The sequence below is a fragment of the Embleya sp. NPDC050493 genome (assembly GCF_044458105.1).
Lineage (GTDB): Bacteria > Actinomycetota > Actinomycetes > Streptomycetales > Streptomycetaceae > Embleya.
The window spans coordinates 105,010-122,598 of sequence record NZ_JBITHP010000010.1 but is presented as its reverse complement, the minus strand read 5'-3'; the positions used below and the strand labels follow the sequence as shown (position 1 = coordinate 122,598).

Annotated in this window: 13 protein-coding genes and 1 pseudogene; 7 read left to right on the top strand and 7 right to left on the bottom strand. The window is 70.5% G+C overall.

What is annotated here, in order from left to right:
- Positions 1 to 226: 226 nt before the first annotated feature.
- Positions 227 to 1,900 carry an AMP-binding protein gene (locus ACIBM5_RS20975; protein ID WP_396008240.1) on the bottom strand — a complete coding sequence of 558 codons (1,674 nt, stop codon included), beginning with the start codon at positions 1,898 to 1,900 and terminating at the stop codon, positions 227 to 229.
- Positions 1,901 to 1,965: 65 nt separating this feature from the next.
- On the opposite strand from ACIBM5_RS20975, the gene ACIBM5_RS20970 reads away from it, so the two are divergent.
- The 4 genes from ACIBM5_RS20970 to ACIBM5_RS20955 all read left to right on the top strand — a co-directional run bounded on the left by ACIBM5_RS20970 (position 1,966) and on the right by ACIBM5_RS20955 (position 6,503).
- On the top strand, positions 1,966 to 2,961 hold the full coding sequence (locus tag ACIBM5_RS20970) for a Zn-ribbon domain-containing OB-fold protein (protein ID WP_396008239.1): 996 nt from the start codon (positions 1,966 to 1,968) through the stop codon (positions 2,959 to 2,961).
- Positions 2,961 to 4,070, top strand: coding sequence for a lipid-transfer protein (locus ACIBM5_RS20965; RefSeq protein ID WP_396008238.1), 1,110 nt, complete (start codon positions 2,961 to 2,963; stop codon positions 4,068 to 4,070). Before ACIBM5_RS20970 ends, ACIBM5_RS20965 begins: the two co-directional genes overlap by 1 nt.
- Positions 4,067 to 5,224 carry a thiolase domain-containing protein gene (locus ACIBM5_RS20960; protein WP_391588233.1) on the top strand — a complete coding sequence of 386 codons (1,158 nt, stop codon included), beginning with the start codon at positions 4,067 to 4,069 and terminating at the stop codon, positions 5,222 to 5,224. Before ACIBM5_RS20965 ends, ACIBM5_RS20960 begins: the two co-directional genes overlap by 4 nt.
- 154 nt (positions 5,225 to 5,378) lie before the next feature.
- Complete coding sequence (locus tag ACIBM5_RS20955; protein WP_396008237.1) at positions 5,379 to 6,503, top strand: NAD(P)H-dependent flavin oxidoreductase; 1,125 nt, start codon at positions 5,379 to 5,381, stop codon at positions 6,501 to 6,503.
- 321 nt (positions 6,504 to 6,824) lie between these two features.
- Here ACIBM5_RS20955 and ACIBM5_RS20950 read toward each other — a convergent pair whose 3' ends face one another.
- Entirely contained in the window at positions 6,825 to 7,955 is a 1,131-nt protein-coding gene (locus ACIBM5_RS20950) for a hypothetical protein (RefSeq protein WP_396008236.1), read from the bottom strand.
- 321 nt (positions 7,956 to 8,276) lie between these two features.
- Here ACIBM5_RS20950 and ACIBM5_RS20945 point away from each other — a divergent pair, with 321 nt between their 5' ends.
- Positions 8,277 to 9,338, top strand: coding sequence for a tetratricopeptide repeat protein (locus ACIBM5_RS20945; RefSeq protein WP_396008235.1), 1,062 nt, complete (start codon positions 8,277 to 8,279; stop codon positions 9,336 to 9,338).
- 238 nt (positions 9,339 to 9,576) lie between these two features.
- Here the strand turns inward: ACIBM5_RS20945 and ACIBM5_RS20940 are convergent, their stop codons facing one another.
- Positions 9,577 to 10,545, bottom strand: a complete 969-nt coding sequence (locus ACIBM5_RS20940; protein ID WP_396008234.1) for an MHYT domain-containing protein — start codon at positions 10,543 to 10,545, stop codon at positions 9,577 to 9,579.
- A gap of 44 nt (positions 10,546 to 10,589) precedes the next feature.
- Positions 10,590 to 11,687, bottom strand: a complete 1,098-nt coding sequence (locus tag ACIBM5_RS20935) for a P1 family peptidase (protein WP_396008233.1) — start codon at positions 11,685 to 11,687, stop codon at positions 10,590 to 10,592.
- 141 nt (positions 11,688 to 11,828) lie between these two features.
- On the opposite strand from ACIBM5_RS20935, the gene ACIBM5_RS20930 reads away from it, so the two are divergent.
- Positions 11,829 to 13,124 carry an MFS transporter gene (locus ACIBM5_RS20930; RefSeq protein ID WP_396008232.1) on the top strand — a complete coding sequence of 432 codons (1,296 nt, stop codon included), beginning with the start codon at positions 11,829 to 11,831 and terminating at the stop codon, positions 13,122 to 13,124.
- On the opposite strand, the pseudogene ACIBM5_RS20925 reads toward ACIBM5_RS20930, so the two are convergent.
- A pseudogene (locus tag ACIBM5_RS20925) lies at positions 13,061 to 13,675 on the bottom strand (TetR/AcrR family transcriptional regulator); the annotation flags it as partial. The gene ACIBM5_RS20930 and the pseudogene ACIBM5_RS20925 overlap by 64 nt on opposite strands.
- Before the next feature lie 208 nt (positions 13,676 to 13,883).
- Here ACIBM5_RS20925 and ACIBM5_RS20920 point away from each other — a divergent pair.
- Positions 13,884 to 15,407 (top strand): MFS transporter, encoded by a 1,524-nt coding sequence (locus ACIBM5_RS20920; RefSeq protein WP_396008231.1) that lies wholly within the window; start codon positions 13,884 to 13,886, stop codon positions 15,405 to 15,407.
- A gap of 213 nt (positions 15,408 to 15,620) precedes the next feature.
- On the opposite strand, the gene ACIBM5_RS20915 is transcribed toward ACIBM5_RS20920, so the two are convergent.
- Positions 15,621 to 16,199, bottom strand: coding sequence for a DUF4383 domain-containing protein (locus ACIBM5_RS20915; RefSeq protein WP_396008230.1), 579 nt, complete (start codon positions 16,197 to 16,199; stop codon positions 15,621 to 15,623).
- Between the two features lie 99 nt (positions 16,200 to 16,298).
- Positions 16,299 to 17,513, bottom strand: a complete 1,215-nt coding sequence (locus ACIBM5_RS20910) for a cytochrome P450 (RefSeq protein ID WP_396008229.1) — start codon at positions 17,511 to 17,513, stop codon at positions 16,299 to 16,301.
- Positions 17,514 to 17,589 lie beyond the last annotated feature (76 nt).

The window sequence follows — 17,589 nt, the reverse complement described above, 5'->3', positions numbered from 1 at the left end:
AGCACCGACGCCCCCGCGAGGCACCGCCCGAACCGCCATCCCGAGCCGCCACCCGAAGCACCGTCCCGAGCCAACGCCCCGAACACCGCGACGCGCGCGCGGTGCCCGGCGCGAAAGCTCCGACGGCCCCGACCGCTCGACCGCCCGCCCAACGGCGACCACCCCAACGGCGCGGCACGAGGCGGCGATACCGCGACTACCACCGCCAACCGCCGACCGCCAAAACTCAATTCACCTGCCGCTCACCCTCACCCCAATACCGCGCCCGCAGCGTCTTCTTGTCCGGCTTGCCGAGCGGCGACAGCGGAATCGAGTCGGTGAAGTCGATCGACTTGGGCGCCTGTACCGCGCCCTTGCGCTCCTTCACCAGCGCGATCAGCTCCGCCGGATCCACCTCGTGCCCGGGCCGCAGGACCACGACCGCCTTGACCGCCTCGCCCCACTTGTCGTCCGGCACCCCGACCACCGCGACCGCGGCCACCGCCGGATGGGCCGAGATCACGTCCTCCACCTCACGCGGGAAGACGTTGAAGCCGCCGGTGATGATCATGTCCTTCTTGCGGTCCACGATCGTCAGGAACCCGTCCGGGTCCGCCCGGGCGATGTCTCCGGTGTGCAACCACCCACCACGCAGCGCCTCTTCGGTCTGCTCGGGCTTGTTGAGGTAACCGGCCATCACCAACGGGCCGCGCACGCAGATCTCGCCCGGCTCGCCCTGCGGCACCTCGTTCAGGTCCTCGTCGAGCAGCTTCACCGTCAGGAACGGCACCGGCCGACCGCACGAGGCAAGTCGCGCCGGGTCGTTCGGGTCGTGCTCGTCCCGGCGCATGACCGTGATCGTCATCGGGCACTCGGCCTGGCCGTAGTACTGGAAGAAGATCGGCCCCAACCGCTCGATGCCCTCCTTCAACCGCGCCGGCGACATCGCGGAGGCGCCGTAGAACACCGTCTCCAGGCTGGACAGGTCGTACTTGTCCAGGTCGGGGTGATCCAGGAGCACGTACAACATCGTCGGCACCAGCATCGTCGCGGTGATCCGATACTTCTCGATCGCCGCGAGCACCTGCTTCGGATCGAAGTGCGGCAGCACCACGATCGAACCGCCGCGCAACAGCGTCGGGATGAATGCCGACATGCCCGCGTGCGACAGCGGCGTGGCGACCAGGAAGCGCACCTCGTCCGGCCAGTCCCACTCGGCGAGTTGCACGGTCGGCAGGGTCACCCCGGAGCGATAGGTGGACATCACGCCCTTGGGCCGACCGGTGGTGCCGCCGGTGTACGCGTATCCCGAGACGTCCTCGGCGCTCACCTCCGGCGGCGTGAGCACTCCCGGCTCGAACTTCGCGGCCAAGGCGAGCAGATCCACGCCCAGGTCGGCCGAATCCGGGCCGAAGGCCAGCAGCTTCAGGTGCGGCAGCCGCTCCTTCAGCGCCGCGGCCCGCTCGCCGTACGGCCCCGGGTCGTAGATCAGCGCCTCGACACCGGCGTCGGCCAGAACGTACGCGTGGTCCTCCAGCGAGCCCATCGGATGCAGCGGCGTCGCGCGACAGCCGGTCAGCATGTTGCAGCCGGTCGCGAACAGCACCTCGGGTCGGTTCGCGGACAACACCGAGACCATGGTGCCCTTGACCACACCCAGCGACGCGTACGCCTGCTGGTATCGGCTGATCTCGTCGCGCACCTGACTGGCCGTCAAGACGCGATCGCCGATGTACATCGCGGGCTTGTCGGCGTGCCTGGTCAGTGCGTGCAGGAGCAGATCGGGGACGAATACCGGGCGGTGCAGCGCGGCGGGCAGGTCGTACGACATCTGCGGCTTCCCCTCGGAGATGGCGGATGGTGGTGGACCGTGGCGCATGCCGAAGGCAGCGCCGTACGACAACATGTTTTCGCCATCCATTGACCTCGTCAAGGAACCTTACCTATCGTTCGGCCGGTGGCCGACCTCGTTCCCAGGCCGAGAGGATGACCGTGTCGACACAGACCGTCAGTACTATCCAGTTCCCCTACAAGCGCACACTCGGACCGGTCATGGGTCGCTTCTTCTCGGAGCTGACCGCCCGTCGGATCGTCGGGATCCGGTCCGGTGAGCGGGTGATCGTGCCGCCCATGGAGTACGACCCGGAGACCGGGAACGAGCTCGCGCACGACTTCGTCGAGGTCGGCCCGGCCGGCACCGTCCGGTCCTGGACGTGGGTCGCCGAACCGATCGAATCGCACCCGCTGGACCGGCCGTTCGCGTTCGTCCTGGTCCGCCTGGACGGCGCCGACACCGACCTCGTGCACGTGCTCGACGCGGGCAGCGAGGACGCGGTGCGGACCGGCATGCGGGTCGCCCCGCGCTGGCGCGACGAGCCGGTCGGGCGGATCGACGACATCGTCTGCTTCGTCCCCGGCGAGCACGCCGAGAGCCCTGCCGGCGAGCCCGGCGAGGCGCAGGACGTGACGACCATGGAGTACTTCTCCAAGATCACCTACACCGACGTGCTCTCGCCCACGCTGGTCCGCTACGCGAGCAACCTGCGGGCCGGGCGACTGACCGGGCAGCGCTGTCCGCAGTGCAACCGGGTCTTCCTGGGCCGGGGCTACTGCTCGGTGGACGCCATCCTGCTCGGACCCGAGCTGGACGAGGTGCTGCCCGACCGCGGGGTGGTGTCCAACTACACGATCATCACGCCCACGCCGTATCCGGGCCAGAAGGAGACCGAGCCGTTCGCGCGTGCCTCCGTCGTGCTCGAAGGCGACGAGATGGTGATCGCGCAGCAGCAGATCCTGGACATCCCGGTGTCCGAGATCCGAGTCGGCATGCGGGTCCAGGCGGAGTGGATGCCCGAGGCCGAGCGGGACGCGGCGGAGATCACCAGCAAGGGCTGGGGCACGGTCGCGGGCTTCATCAAGGGCTGGCGGCACACCGGTGAGCCGGACGAGCCCGCCGAGCAGTACATGAACCGGGTGTTCTGATGACGGCGCGTCGAAACGCGGGCGAGACAAGGGAGACGGCAGTGCGGCAGGACAGCGACATCGCGATCGTCGCGACCGCGCAGCTCCCGGCGGTGCGCCGACAGGAGCTCACCGAGACCGAGATGCTGCTGATGGTCGTCGACGAGGTCTTGGATCAGGTCGGGCTCAAGCGCTCCGACATCGGGTTCAGCTGCCAGGGGTCGTGCGACTACATCTCCGGTGGCACGTTCTCGTTCGTGCCCAACCTGGACGCGATGGGCGCGTGGCCGCCGATCCACGAGTCGCACGTCGAGATGGACGGCGCGTGGGCGATGTACGAGGCGTGGGTGCGCCTCAAGCACGGCGACATCGACATCGCGGTCGCGATGGGCTCGGGCAAGTCCTCCACCGGCGACCCGGCCGCGATGTACCCGCTCGAACTGGACCCGTACTACCTCGCGCCGCTCGGCCTGGACCCGGTCTCGCTCGCCGCGCTCCAGGCCCGGCAGTTGATCGAGTCCGGCAAGACCACCGAACGCGAACTCGCCGAGATCGCCGCCCGCTCGCGCCGTGACGCGGCGGGCAACCCGAAGCAGCAGGTGCGGGGCGCCGAGCAGGACGTGGACAAGCTGCTCGCCGAGGGCTACCTGCGCAATCCGCTGCGCAAGAGCGACCTGCCGCCGATCTCGGACGGCGCCTGCGCGGTCGTGCTCGCGCGCGGCCCGCGGGCCGCCGAACTGACCGAGCGCCCGGCCTGGATCACCGGCCTCGACCACCGCAGCGAAGTGCACAACCCGGCGCTGCGCGACCTGACCGACTCCGCCTCGACCCGGATCGCCGGGCAGCGCGCGGGCGGCGTGGCGGGTGTCGAAGTGGCCGAGTTGATGGCGCCGTTCACCGCGCAGGAGGTGATCCTGCGGCAGTCGTTGGGCCTGGCCGAGGACGTGGTGATCAACCCGTCCGGTGGCGCGCTCACCGGCAACCCGCTGATGGCCACCGGCCTGGTGCGGATCGCCGCGGCGGCCGACCAGATCCTGAACAACGGGCGCTCGCGCACGCTCGGGCACGCCACGTCGGGCCCGGCACTCCAGCAGAACCTCGTCTGTGTCCTGGAAGGTGACAACCGATGACCCATGAGCGCGTTGCCGTCGTCGGCATCGGCCAGACCAAGCACAAGAAGCGGCGCGACGACCTGTCCATCGCGGGTCTCGTCCGCGAGGCCGCCCAGCGCGCGTTGGACGACGCGCGGATGACCTGGAGCGACATCGACGCGGTGGTGATCGGGAAGGCGCCCGACATCTTCGAGGGCGTGATGAAGCCCGAGCTCTACCTCTCGGACGCACTCGGCGGGGCGGGCAAGCCGGTGTTCCGGGTGCACACCGCGGGCAGCGTGGGCGGATCCACGGCGATCGTCGCCTCGCACCTGATCAGCAGCCGGGTGCACAAGCGCGTGTTGGCCGTGGCGTGGGAGAAGCAGTCCGAGGGCAACGCGCAATTCGGCCTGGGCGGCGGCAAGTCCGGGTCGATCGGCGCGGGTGGCGCGTTCGCGCCGTGGATTCGGGCGTACATCCAGAAGTCCGGGGCGCCCGAGCACATCGGCTGGCAGGTGGCGGTCAAGGACCGGCAGAACGCGCTGCGCAACCAGTACGCGCATCTCCAGCTCAAGGACATCTCGATCGACAAGGTCCGCGAGTCGCCGATGATGTGGGACCCGCTGCACTTCCTGGAGTCGTGCCCGTCCTCGGACGGTGCCGGCGCGATCGTGCTGACCGACGAGGCCGGCGGCGACGCCGCGGCGGCCGACGGCCGGGCTCCGGCCTGGATCCTGGGCACGTCGATGCGGTCCGAGCCGTCGTCCTTCAACGGCCGCGACCCGATCCGCCCGCAGGCCGGCGTCGACTGCGCGTGGGACGTGTACAGGCAGGCCGGGATCACCGACCCGCGGCGGCAGATCGACGTGGCCGAGTTGTACGTGCCGTTCTCCTGGTACGAGCCGATGTGGCTGGAGGGCCACGACATCGCGCCCGTGGGCGAGGGCTGGAAGATGGTCGACCGCGGCGAGACCGCCTTCGACGGCGACTTCCCGGTGAACCCGTCGGGCGGCGTGTTGTCCTCCAACCCGATCGGCGCCTCCGGCATGCTGCGCTTCCTGGAGGCGGCGCTCCAGGTCCGGGGCGCGGCCGGGGAGCACCAGGTGGACGGCGCGAAGGTCGCGCTGGCCCAGGCGTACGGCGCGGCGGCGCAGTACTTCGCGATGTGGGCGGTGGGCGCGGACAAGCCGTAGCCGCCGATCACCGCTCGGGGCGCCGCCCGGTTCGGCACGCGCTTCGGTGTTCGGGTCGGCGCGGCGCCCGAGAAATGGTAAGGCTCCTTGACCTTGATTTGGTCAAGGAGCCTTCCTATTCTGGGCCTTCACCCGGTGACCGGAGGTTCTGGCGATGAAGCCCCCCATCTGCGTGAAGCTCGGGATCGACTTCCCGATCTTTGCGTTCTCCCACTGCCGCGACGTGGTCGCGGCGGTCAGCCGAGCCGGCGGCTTCGGCGTGCTCGGTGCGCTCGCGTTCGATCCCGAGCAGCTGGAGGTCGAGCTCGCCTGGCTCGACGAGCACACCGACGGCAAGCCGTACGGCGTCGACCTGGCGATTCCGATGGCGTACATCGGCAAGGGCGGTGGCGAGGCCGCACTGCCGAGCAACCTGGAGAAGCTGATCCCGGAGCGGCACTGGAAGTTCGTCGACGAACTCCTGGACAGCCACGGGATTCCGCCGCTGCCCGCCGACCTGGCGGACAAGCCGGTCAAGGCGGCCGGGCTGAACGTGGACCTGGAGTCGCGCGCGCAGATCCAGGTCTCGCTCAAGCACCCGCTGGTCAAGATGTTCGTCAACGCGCTCGGCCCGCCGCCGGCCGACATCATCGACGCGTGCCACGAGGCCGGTGTGCTGGTCGGCGCGCTGTGCGGCAGCCCCCGGCATGCGCAGAAGCAGGTCGAGGCGGGCGTGGACGTGGTGGTCGCCCAGGGCACCGAGGCCGGTGGGCACTGCGGCGAGATCTCCACGATGGTGCTCATCCCGCAGGTCGTGGACACGGTGGGCCCGGACGTCCCGGTGCTCGCGGCCGGCGGCATCGGTGGTGGTCGGCAGATGGCCGCGGCGCTGGCGCTGGGTGCGCAGGGCGTGTGGACCGGCAGCCTGTGGCTGACCGTGGCCGAGGCGGACACCCACGAGGTGTCGGTGCAGAACCTGCTGGAGGCCAAGTCCACCGACACGGTGCGCTCGCGGGCGATGACCGGGAAGCCGGCCCGCCAGCTCAAGAGCGCGTGGACCGAGGCGTGGGAGGACCCGGCCAACCCCGATCCGCTGCCGATGCCGCTCCAGGGCATCATCTTCAACGCGGCGTCCCGACGCTTCACCCGGACCAAGAACAAGGAGCTCAACGGCTGGCCGGTGGGCCAGGTCGTGGGCATGCTCGACAAGGTCCGGCCGACCCAGGAGGTCGTGTTGTCCCTGGTCGAGGAGTGGATCGAGACCACGGAGCGGCTGAGCGCGCTCCTGGCCGAGGACTGAGCCCACCGGATCGCACCGTCCGGCCGAGACCTGCCGGGCCGGGCACGCGGGAGGACTCGCGTGCACGGCCCGGCGGTCGGCGGGTCACGGGAGTGAGTGACACCGGTCCCGCGTTTATGGGTATCGCGAACTGTCCCGGTATTTCCGCAACCTGCGCGTTCTCGGTATGTCGGCAACGGGTGCCCGCTAAAATCCCCCGGCTCCGCTCGCGATCGGCGTCAGGGGTATCCGGCGGGCTGCGGTGGGCGGCACGGGGCCGACGACCAGGGGCCGACGACCGCCGGCCCCATGCCCGACCTGCCCGCCCCACGCCCGACCGTCCTACGGGGCGACCGAGTCCCACCCGGTGAAGCCCGACGGATCGTGTCGGCCGAACGTGCCGTGTTCGAAGATGCCCACACCCTCGGCGAGCAGCGCACCGTCGGGCCCGGTGAGTCGGGCGGTCGCGACGTGGTCGATCACGCTGAACGGGATGCGCTTGGCCACCTCGGGGTCCTTCTGCTCGTACACCGCGCCGTCGAGGTAGTCCTCGCCCTTCCACTGGCCGTGGCCCCAGTCCGGGTCGCCGCCGTAGCCCGCACCCACGTTGAGCGCGATGTACCCGTGGTTGTCCAGGTGCAGGGTGAGCGCATTGCGCTTGCGGTCGGTCAGGTGGATCGCGGCGCCCTCGGGCAGCCGGGTGCCGGACGCGTAGCGCACGTCGAACTCGGGCCAGCCGAGCTGCTCCGGCGCCTTGCCGGTGTCGATCGGGAAGATCCGGATCGCCTCGGTCAGGAAGCGGTGCCCCTCGGCCGACTCCTGGGCGATGATCATCAGCGCCTGGTCGCCGAGGTGGATCGGGATCCAGTTCCACCAGAATCCGGCGGTCTGCGCGGGCCGCCCGGCCGGCGGCGCCTCGCCCGAGGGGCGGATGCCCCAGGAGCGGTCGCGCGAGCCGGACCAGGTCTGCGGCGTGACCGCGATCTCCTCGCCGTCCAGGGTCACCGTGCCGGTCCAGTCGCCGATCTGCACGAAGCGCGACGCGTCCAGGAGCGGCTTGAAGTCGCTGCGCTGCACGTGTCGAGGTTCCGGCAGGGGCGCGAACGGCGACGTGAAGGTGAGGTCGATCGAAATGCCCTGGTCCGGCGCGTCGCACACCACTCGCACGCTGGCCAGCGGTTCCAACACCTCGATTCGGTACGGTCCGACCTCCTGCTTGAGCCGATCCGGACCGAGCGCACCCGACATCCGCACCGCGTGCTGGCGGCCGTTCTTGCGGATCACCACGTACGCGTCGATCACGCCCAGGTTCGGATAGACGCCGAGGCCGGTCGCGATCTGGATGCCACCCGCACGGTCGTAGGCGTGCATGATGCAGCGGTCGTAGAAGTTCCGGTCGGTCGAGCCGACTTCGCTGTGGAACAACGGGACCTGGTGGACCGGGTATTCGTCCAGGGGCACGGGGATCGGCATCGGGTTCCTCCTGACCACGCGCCGACGGTGCGCCGACGCGTTGGCGCTGGTTGAGACGTCGTGCGAGTCTGCGCCAAATCATTGACGCAATCAAGCGTCTCGGGCGGACGGTGGGCCGGCCCGGCTCCGCCTCGCGGCCCACCGTCCATGCGGCCCAATGCACCACTCGGTTGGACCTTCCCGCATCCGAGCGGTTGCCACGCTCCGTGAGACGCGTGTTACTGAAGGTGTCACTGTGAAGGATGTACCGCCCGACCGCGCCGCTTCCCTCCAGGGGAGGAACGGGGTCGGACGGGAGTCCGCGACGCGTCGGGAGAGATCATGAGTCACCAGCAAGACCTCGTCATCTGCCGCGAACTCGGCGACCGCAATGGCGAGGGACGGGCGTTGAACAACCTCGGTACCGCCCTCCAGCAGGTGCGGCGCTTCGACGAGGCCATCGACGCCCACCAGGAGGACCTCGCCCTGTGCCGCGAGCAGATCGACCACCACGGCGAGGGTCAGGCGCTGGCCAATCTCGGTACCGCCCTCCAGCAGGTGCGGCGCCTCGACGAGTCGATCGAGGCTCACCGCCAGGCCGCCGCTCTGTTCGCGGACCTCGACGACCGCCACCGCGAGGGCCAGGTGCTCAACAACCTGGGCACCGCGCTCCAGGAGGTGCGCCGGTTCGAGGAGGCGATCGACGCCCATCGGCAGGCCGCCGCCCTGTTCGCGGACCTCGACGATTACCACCGCGAGGGCCAGGCACTGAACAATCTCGGCATCGCCCTCCAGGAGGTGCGCCGGTTCCCCGAGGCGATCGACGTGCACCGGCAGGCGGCCGCCCTGTTCGACGAACTGGACGATCACCACCGCGAAGGCCAAGCCCTGAACAACTTCGGCATCGCCCTTCGGGAGATGCGCCGGTTCCCCGAGGCGATCGAGGCACACCGCCAGGCGGCGGCCCTGTTCACCGAACTCGACGACCACCACCGTCAGGGCCAGGCCCTGGACTACCTCGGCTCCGCGCTGCACCAGGTGCGCCGATTCGAGGAGGCCGCCGCCGCTCACGAGCAGGCCGCGACTCTTTTCGCCAAGTTCGGCGACCTGCACCGCGAAGGCCAGGCCCTCAACAGCCTCGGGGCGGCGCTCCAGCAGGTGCGTCGGTTCGACGAGGCCGCCGAGGCGCACGAGCGGGCCGCGACCCTGTTCGGCAAGCTCGGCGACCACGACCGCGAGGACCAGGCTCGCAACAACCTGGGCAGCGCCCGAAAGCAGGCCGGCGGAGACAAGGAGCGCCGACCGGGCCTGCGCCAACGGCTCGCGGCCAGACGCCGAGAGCGCCGCGAACGCCCCTTCGACGCAGTCGCCGCCCTGGGGCCGGTGCTGGAACCGACGCAGTAGCGAAGACGGGGTGGGCGGGGGTGACGGGGGCGCGGCCGGCGGGTGCCGGAGCAGAGGCGGGCGGCGTGGCGGGGGCGCGGGCGTGCGGGGCGGGGCATGCGGCAGCCGAGAAATCCGGTGCGCGGCGTCCGGCCCCGCCTTCGGCACCCCGCCACGGCACCCTGCCTCGGCTTCCCGCCTTCGTCCGCTTCGTGTTCCTCGCGACAGTCGACAGGATTCCGGAATTTCAAATTCCGGATCAGCGACCCGATCGGAAGTAGTCGCGGGGGTTGTTTTCCGTTCCGCGCCGGTGTGACGGCCGTGTGCCGATCGGTCCGCCGGTCGCTGCCGAACCGAACCGGTTGTCCTCCAACCGGGCCAACCTGGCGCTGAGTTCGTCCTCTTCCTTGATCTCGTCGGCGGACGGCGACAGCGCGACGATGAACAGCGTGATCACCGTGAAAAGACTGATCCCGGTGATCAACGGCGCGAGGAATTGGGACGCCTCCACACCGTGCACCATCCCGTGCCGGCCCTCGGTGCGCACGCTCATTGCGGACATTCCCGTGTAATGCATTCCGCTGACCGCCAGGCCCATGATCAACGCGGCCCCCGCGGTCGCCGCGAATCCGCTCACGTTCAGTGCGGCCCACAGCGCCGCGGTGGCCGCGACCACCGCGATCAGGATCGACAGGCCCACTCGGAACGAGTCGTATTCGACCGAGCCGTCCAGGCTCATCGCGGCCATGCCCATGTAGTGCATGATCGCCACGCCGCCGCCGGTGATCACCCCGCCGATCACCAGCCCCACCGGGCCGGCGTTGCGCCGACCGGCGACCGCCATGCCGATGCCGACCACCACCACCGCGAGCACCAGCGAGGTCATCGTCTTGCCCACGTCGTATCGAATCGGGGTCTCGCGCACCGAGAATCCGAGCATGCCGATGAAATGCATGACCCAGATTCCGGTGCCACCGATCGAAGCCGCACCCAGAACCAACCAACGCGCTCGCGCCCAACCCCGCACCGCGCGCGCCCGTGTCGTGCAGAGCAGCCCGAGAGCCGATCCGACGCATGACATGAGGTAGGCGATGCCGGGGGTGACGGCACCATATGCAAAATGATCAACGTGTCCCATGCCGGCAAACCGCTCCGTTAGTTCGGGCCCCTTCGGAAGCGGGGAGACTTCATCGTCGAATCGCCGATGATAGAGCAGTCCGGCCGGCACTCCTCGGGCGGGTTTCCGAATTCGGAAAACGCCGATCAAGATCGTTATCGCTCGTATGCGGAGCTGGAATTCGGATAAAGATCCCGGTAGGCCGGGACTTCGCCGCCACCCTTCGCGGCCAGCACGCCGTGCAGCACGGCTCGGGCGAATACGTCCGCCGCCGCCGCGTGGATCAGGGTCAGCGCGGCGGCCTCGGCGTTCACCCCGTACGGCGTGCCGGGATCGGGGGCGGGCAGCGGTACCCGGGCCGTGGACACGGCAAAGATGGTGTCGCCGTCGTAGAGCGTGTGCACCGGCCGGATCGCCCGGGCCAGCCCGTCGTGCGCGACACCGGCCACCTTCTGCGCCTGTGGCCTGGTCAGCACCGCGTCGGTGGCGACGATCCCGATCGTGGTGTTGAGCGTGGGCGGCATCCCGGCCGAGGCCGCGGCGCGGGTCAAGGCGGCGGCGTGCTCGGCGTGTTCGGGGGCGATCAGCGGGAACTCGGCGGGCAGCCCGAGGCCGGCCGCGTACGGCAGACCGCCGATCGGATCCACCGCCGACCCGGCCGCGTTGACCACCGCGAGCGCGGCGACGGTGACCCCGCCCGGCAACACCACACTCGCCGTGCCCACCCCGCCGCGCAGCCCGCCGACCATCGCGCCGGTGCCCGCGCCCACGCTGCCCATCGCCACCGCCGCGTGCTCCGGCTCGGCGTCGGCCGCCGCGATCGCCGCACGCCCCAGCGCGGCATCGGGCCGCCGTGCCCAGTCGCCGCCGCGGCCGAGGTCGAACAACGACGCGGCCGGCACCACCGGCACCACCTGATGCGGTTCCGTGCCCACCGGGAACCCCCGACCCCGCTCGGCCAGCCACGCCACCACGCCGCCCGCCGCGTCCAGGCCGAACGCGCTGCCCCCGCTCAGTACGATCGCCTCGATCCGCGGCACCAAATTGCGCGGATCGAGCGCGTCCAGCTCGCGGGTGCCCGGCGCGCCGCCGCGCACGTCCACGCCGGCCACGAAGCCGCCGACCGGCCCGAGCAGCACGGTGGTTCCGGTCATCGCCCCGGCGTCGGTGTAGGCGGCGTGCCCGACCCGCAGACCCGCCACGTCGGTGATCGCGTTGAGCGGCCCGGTCTTGTACGCCTCGATATCGAACATGTGGCCTCCCGAGTGATGGATCGTGCTGCGGTGGTCCTGTTCCCATGCTGCTCCATGGCTCATGTCTCATGTTTCGAGATTCTCGTCTCAGTCCCTGAGAAAGCTTGTAGAGTGCACGGATATCGACGTGGAGGTGGCGCAGTGGGGGAGAACCGGCGCTGGCTGATGCTGGCCATCGGGATGTGCGCACAGCTGGCGAGCTGCGTGTTCCTGTACGGCCTCGCCTACCTCGTCCCGGTGCTGCGCGCGGACGAGGGCATGTCGCTCGCGCAGGCCGGCACCGTCGTGGCGTGTCCGACGTTCGGCCTGCTGTCGACCCTGGTGTTGTGGGGCGCGGCGGCGGATCGCTGGGGCGAGCGCCGGGTGATGGCGGTGGGCCTGGCCCTGGCCGGCGGCGCGATCGCGGTGGCCCTGGCCGGCGACGGCGCGGTGTGGCTGGGGGGTTGGCTCGCGGTCGCGGGTGCGTGCTCGGCGGCGGTGAACGCGGCCAGCGGACGGGTCGTGCTGGGCTGGTTCGCGCCCGAGCAGCGCGGACTGGCAATGGGCATGCGGCAGATGGCCCAGCCGCTGGGCATGGTGGCCGGCGCGCTGGTGTTGCCGCCGATCGGCACCCATGCGGGCTTCCGGGCCGCGCTGGTCTTCCCGGCGGTGCTGTGTGTCGTGGGCGCGGCGCTGGTCGCGGTGCTCGTCCGCGATCCGGCCCGACCCGCGCCCGTGGCCGGCGCGGCTCGACCGGCCTCTCCGTACGACTCGCCCCTCCTGTATCGGATACACGCGGCCAGCGCGCTGTTGGTGGTGTCCCAGTTCGTCGTGGTGTCCTTCGCCGCGGACTACCTGGTCTCCGAGCACGGGTGGACCGCGACCGGGGCGGGCCGGCTGCTCGCGGCCGTGCAACTGGTCGCGGCAGGCACCCGGATCGCGGTCGGCCGCTGGTCGGACCTGGTCGGCTCCCGGCTGCGGCCGATGCGCACGCTGTGTGTGGTCAACGCCGTGGTGGTCGGCGCGCTCGCGTTGACCTCGGCGATCGGTGGGCCGGTGGCGATCGTCTTCCTGCTGCTCGCGTCGGTGGCCACGGTGAGCTGGAACGGGCTGGCGTTCACGGCGGTCGCCGAACTCGCGGGCAGCGCCTGGGCGGGGAGGGTGATGGGCATCCAGAACACCGGCCAGAACCTGACCGCCGCCGCCGGGCCACCGTTGTTCGGCGTGATCATCGGCGGCCCGGGCGGCTACGTCACCGCGTACACGATCTGCGCGGTGATCCCGGTCGTGGCCGGCTTCCTGACGCCGGGTCAGGATTCCCGTTCGGTGTACGCGATCATGCCGAGCAACAACACGTCGATGCCGAACGCGAAGCGTTCGTCGCCGTCGCCGGAGGTGAGCGCGTCGCCGAGCGAGGTCAACGTCGGGAAGCGGGCCGCGGGCAACGACGCGAAGTAGTCGTGCACACGGGTGTAGTAGGCCCCCCGCTCCTCGTCGGTCGCTCCGTGCATGGTGTTCTGGCCGCCCATCTCCAGGCCGGACATCACCGTGTACATGGACAGCAGGTCGGCCGCGAACGCGCTGACCTTCGCGGACAGTCCGCCCGCGCGCAGGATCGACAACAGCCGCTCGGTGCAGTCCAGCGAGTTGGGCCCGATCGGCACCGAACCGATCAGCGCGCGACCGAGGTCGCGGTGTGAGGCGTAGACGTCGCGGATCGCGAACAGCGCCTCGCGCAGCTGCTCGCGCCAGCGTTCCGGATCCGCGGTCGGGATCAGCGCCTCCCCGTTGACCCGGTCCACCACCAGTTCCAGCAGCTCTTCCTTGCTCGCGACGTACGCGTACAGGGAGGCCGCGCCGGTGTCGAAGCGCTGGGCGACCCGGCGCATGCTCAGTGCGTCCAGGCCCTCCGCGTCGACGATCTCCAGTGCGACGGTGACGATCGCCTCCTGGGTCAGCGCCGGTTTGCGCGGCGACCGCTCCTTGGGCGCCGTGCGCCACGGCGGCACGGGTACTTCGGGAACCTCGGACACGGCGCCACCTCCTCGATCAACCCCTCGCCGATCACCCGGCTTTACGAACACTGTACTTGACGCGAACACCGTTCGCGTCTAAAACAGTGTTCGAGACATTAACGCTGTTCGGTGGACGAACACCGTTCGAGGCGGTGTGGTTCGACGGCAACGACCGGCAGTGTGCGATCAGCAGGGGGAGACGATGGAAACCGAGATCAGCAGGGCGGCGGCGACCGCGGCCGAGCCGGGAGAGCGCCGCGCGCCCTACCCGCTCCGGTGGATCGGCCTCGCCGTGGTCATGGGCGCCGACATCATGGACCTGCTCGACGCGACCATCGTCAACGTGGCGGGCCCCGGTATCCGGGACGCCCTCGGCGGCGGTTCGACCCACCTCCAGTGGTTCTCGGCCGCGTACACGCTGGCGTTCGCGATGTTCCTGATCACCGGCGCCCGACTGGGCGACATCCTCGGGCGGCGCCGGATGTTCCTCGGCGGAGTGCTCGCCTTCACCCTCACCTCGGCACTGTGCGGCCTGGCGCAGTCACCGGAGATGCTGATCGGCGCCCGCGGCCTCCAGGGCCTGGCCGCCGCGATGATGGTGCCGCAGGCGCTCGGGCTGATCCGGGAGATGTTCGACGAGCGCGAGGTCGGCGCGGCGTTCGCGGTGTTCGGTCCGGCGATGGGCCTGGCCGCGGTGCTCGGTCCGATCCTGGGCGGGGTGGTGATGGACGCCGACGTGTTCGGCCTGGGCTGGCGCGCGGTGTTCCTGGTGAACGTGCCGCTGGGACTGTTCGCCTTCTTCGCCGGTGCCACCGTGGTGCCGCGACCCACCACCGAGCGGGCCGGTGCGCGCCGGCCGGGCCTGGACGTCGTCGGCATGATCCTGGTCACCGCCGCGATGGTGCTGCTCGTCTACCCGCTGGTCCAGGGCCGCGAACAGGGCTGGCCCGGCTGGACGTTCGCCTGCATGGCCGGCTCGCTGCCGGTGCTCGCGCTGTTCGCCTGGTACGAGGTGCGGAGCAGCCGCACGGGCCGGGACGCGCTCGTGGAGGTCAGCCTGTTCCGCAACCGCGCCTTCACCGGCGCCCTCGCGGTCGGCCTGATGATGTTCGGCTCGATGATCGGCCTGATGCTCGTGCTCGGCGTCTACCTCCAGGTCGGCCTGGGCTGGACCGCGACGCACGCGGCGCTCGCGCTGATCCCGTGGTCGCTCGGTTCGACGGTCGGCGCCGGGCTGGCCGGTGCGGTGCTCGCGGCCAAGTACGGGCGCCGGGTCCTGCACGCGGGCCTGCTGGTCGGGCTGCTCGGGGTGGTGGGCATCGGCGGCACCATCGCGGTGCACGACGGCCCGGTGAACGCCTGGATCCTGCTGCCGGCCACGGCGCTCGCGGGCTTCGGCTTCGGCCTGCTGATGGCGCCGTTCTTCGGGATCGCGCTCGCCGGGGTCGACGACCACGAGATCGGCTCGGCCTCGGGCGTGCTCAACGCGGTCCAGCAGCTCGCGGGTGCGCTGGGGGTGGCGCTGTTCGGCACGCTGTTCTTCGGCCACGTGGAGGACCACGTGGGCGCGGCGCACGGTGCGGAGGCGGTGCGCGCGGTGTTCGACGACGCATTCACGATCGGTCTCACGGCCAGTGCGCTGGCGCTGGCCGCGGCGTGGGGGCTCGCGTTCCTGATGCCGCGCCGGGAGCGCCCGCCGGGCGCGGAGGGCGGCGCGGGGCACTGAAGCCGGCGAAGCCGCGGACGGCGCCGGACGGGCGACGGCGCGGGCCGGACAAGGGCCCCGGGGGCGGAACAGGACTGGATGCGCGACGGCGCCGGACGCACGACGGCGCCGGACCGGCTCGACCGAGCCGATCCGGCGCCGTCGCGTGTGCCGTCCGCGGGACACGCCCTCCGCGGGACACACCCTTCGCCGGAGGTGCCTAGTGCCGCGGCACTAGTGGCTGCCGGCGATGCCGTGGCGGTGTGGGCCGTCGCCGAGCGCCGATGCCCCGTCGCGGGAGAGCACCGAGGCCCGTTCGCGGAAGGCGTCCTCGCGGGCCGCCGCCTCCGGGTGGCGCGAGCGCCAGTACGGGTTGTCGTGGGGCAGATGGCCGCTGACCCTCCCGTACAGGCCGAACGTCATCACCAGCAGGCCGACCACGAAGCTGAAGATCACGTTCGGCATCTTGAACGACAGGTAGTTGATGTCCGGGGTGCCCATCAGGCCCAGGTTGACGAAACCGCTGATCACGAACAGCGCCCCCACCACGATGTTCACGGTCGAGGCGGTGTTGCCGCCGATAATCGCGCCGATGATCAGGATCGCGCCGACCACGACGGAGATCAGGCTCAGCGCGCCGTTGGTGGACATCCCGGCGACGTCGCGCCCGGTCGTGGAGAAGAAACCGACGTTGTTCGTGAAACCCAGGACACCGAACGTGATCAGCACGAGGCCCATGAACCCGCCGCCGTACCGATAGACCTGTCCGAGCCGGTGATCGACCGGCAATCCTTCGTCCAACAAGCCCGTCATGGTCGCCTCCCAACACCTATTTGTGCGAATACTCCTCTTCGTCCCTTTTCCCGGAAATGCCGGTTCAACGCCGTCGAGCGACCCCGCAGGGCGGCCGACTCAGCCGATCAGCTGCACATGCGCCTCGCGGATCCCGTACACGAACGCGTTCGGCATCTGGACCACCGCGGTGCCGGGGACCGGCCGCAGCTCGCGCACCCGGGCGAGCAGCTCCTCGAAGAAGACCCGGATCTCCAACCGGGCCAGCGGCGCACCCAGGCAGAAGTGGGTACCGAAGCCGAAGGTGATGTGGTCGTTGGGTGTGCGCGTCACGTCGAACCGCTCGGGCTCGGCGAACACCGCCGGATCGCGATTGGCCGAGCCGTACATCAGCACCACCTGGTGTCCGTCCGGAATCACCGTGTCACCGACGCGCTGGTCCCCGACGGCGACCCGGCACATGTTGTGGATGGGTGTGCTGTACCGGATGAACTCCTCCGTCGCGACCGCGAGGTCGGCGCCCGCGCGCAGCAGGTCCCACTGCTCCGGGTGGTCGAGCAGATACAGGAAGGTGCGCGCGATCACCGTGCGGGTGGTCTCCGCGCCGCCGTCGAGCAGCAGCAGGCAGTCGCTCGCCACGTCGGCCGGTCCCACCGGCTCGCCGTCGATGTGGGCCGTGGTCCACACCGACATCACGTCGTCGGCCGGACAGGCCTTCTTCGTCTCGTACAGCCCCAGCGCCGACCGGATGAACTCGCCCGCCGCGGCTCGCCCGTCCTCGCTCAGGTAGCGCGGACCGCCGCCGAGCGCGATGGTGCGCTCGGACCAGTCGCGCAGCCGCGGCCAGTCCTCGTCCGGGAAGCCGAGCAGGCGTCCGATCATCTTCGCGGGCAGCACGGACGCGAGATCGCCGACCACCTCCACGGTGCCCTTGGCCACGGCGGCGTCCAGGATCTGTACGCACGTCTCGCGCACGTGCTCCTCCCACTCGCGCACGCCGCGCGGGGTGAACCACTTGCTGACCAGCTTGCGCCGCTTGTTGTGCAGCGGGTTGTCCAAGCCGATGATCGCCGGGTCGGCGGGCAGGTTCGGGCGGTAACCACCCTTGTTGCGGTCGGAGTTGACGAAGTGTTCGCTGCGCGCCTCGACGTCCTTGACGTCCGCGTGGCGAAAGATGCCCCACAGTTCGTTGCCCGCGTCCCAGGCGACGGGTTCGTGCTCGCGGAACCACGCGTAGTCCCGGTAGGGGCCGTTCGCGTACCAGTCGCCGTCGAGCAGATCCAGACTCGGCCGCGGGGTCGGCGGCGTCTTCGGCGCGGACGTCATGGGTGTCATGGGCAGGGTCCTCCGGATCGCGTCCTGGGCCCGGAACGGGCTCGGGTACGCAATCACGAAGCAGGAGCGGAAACCA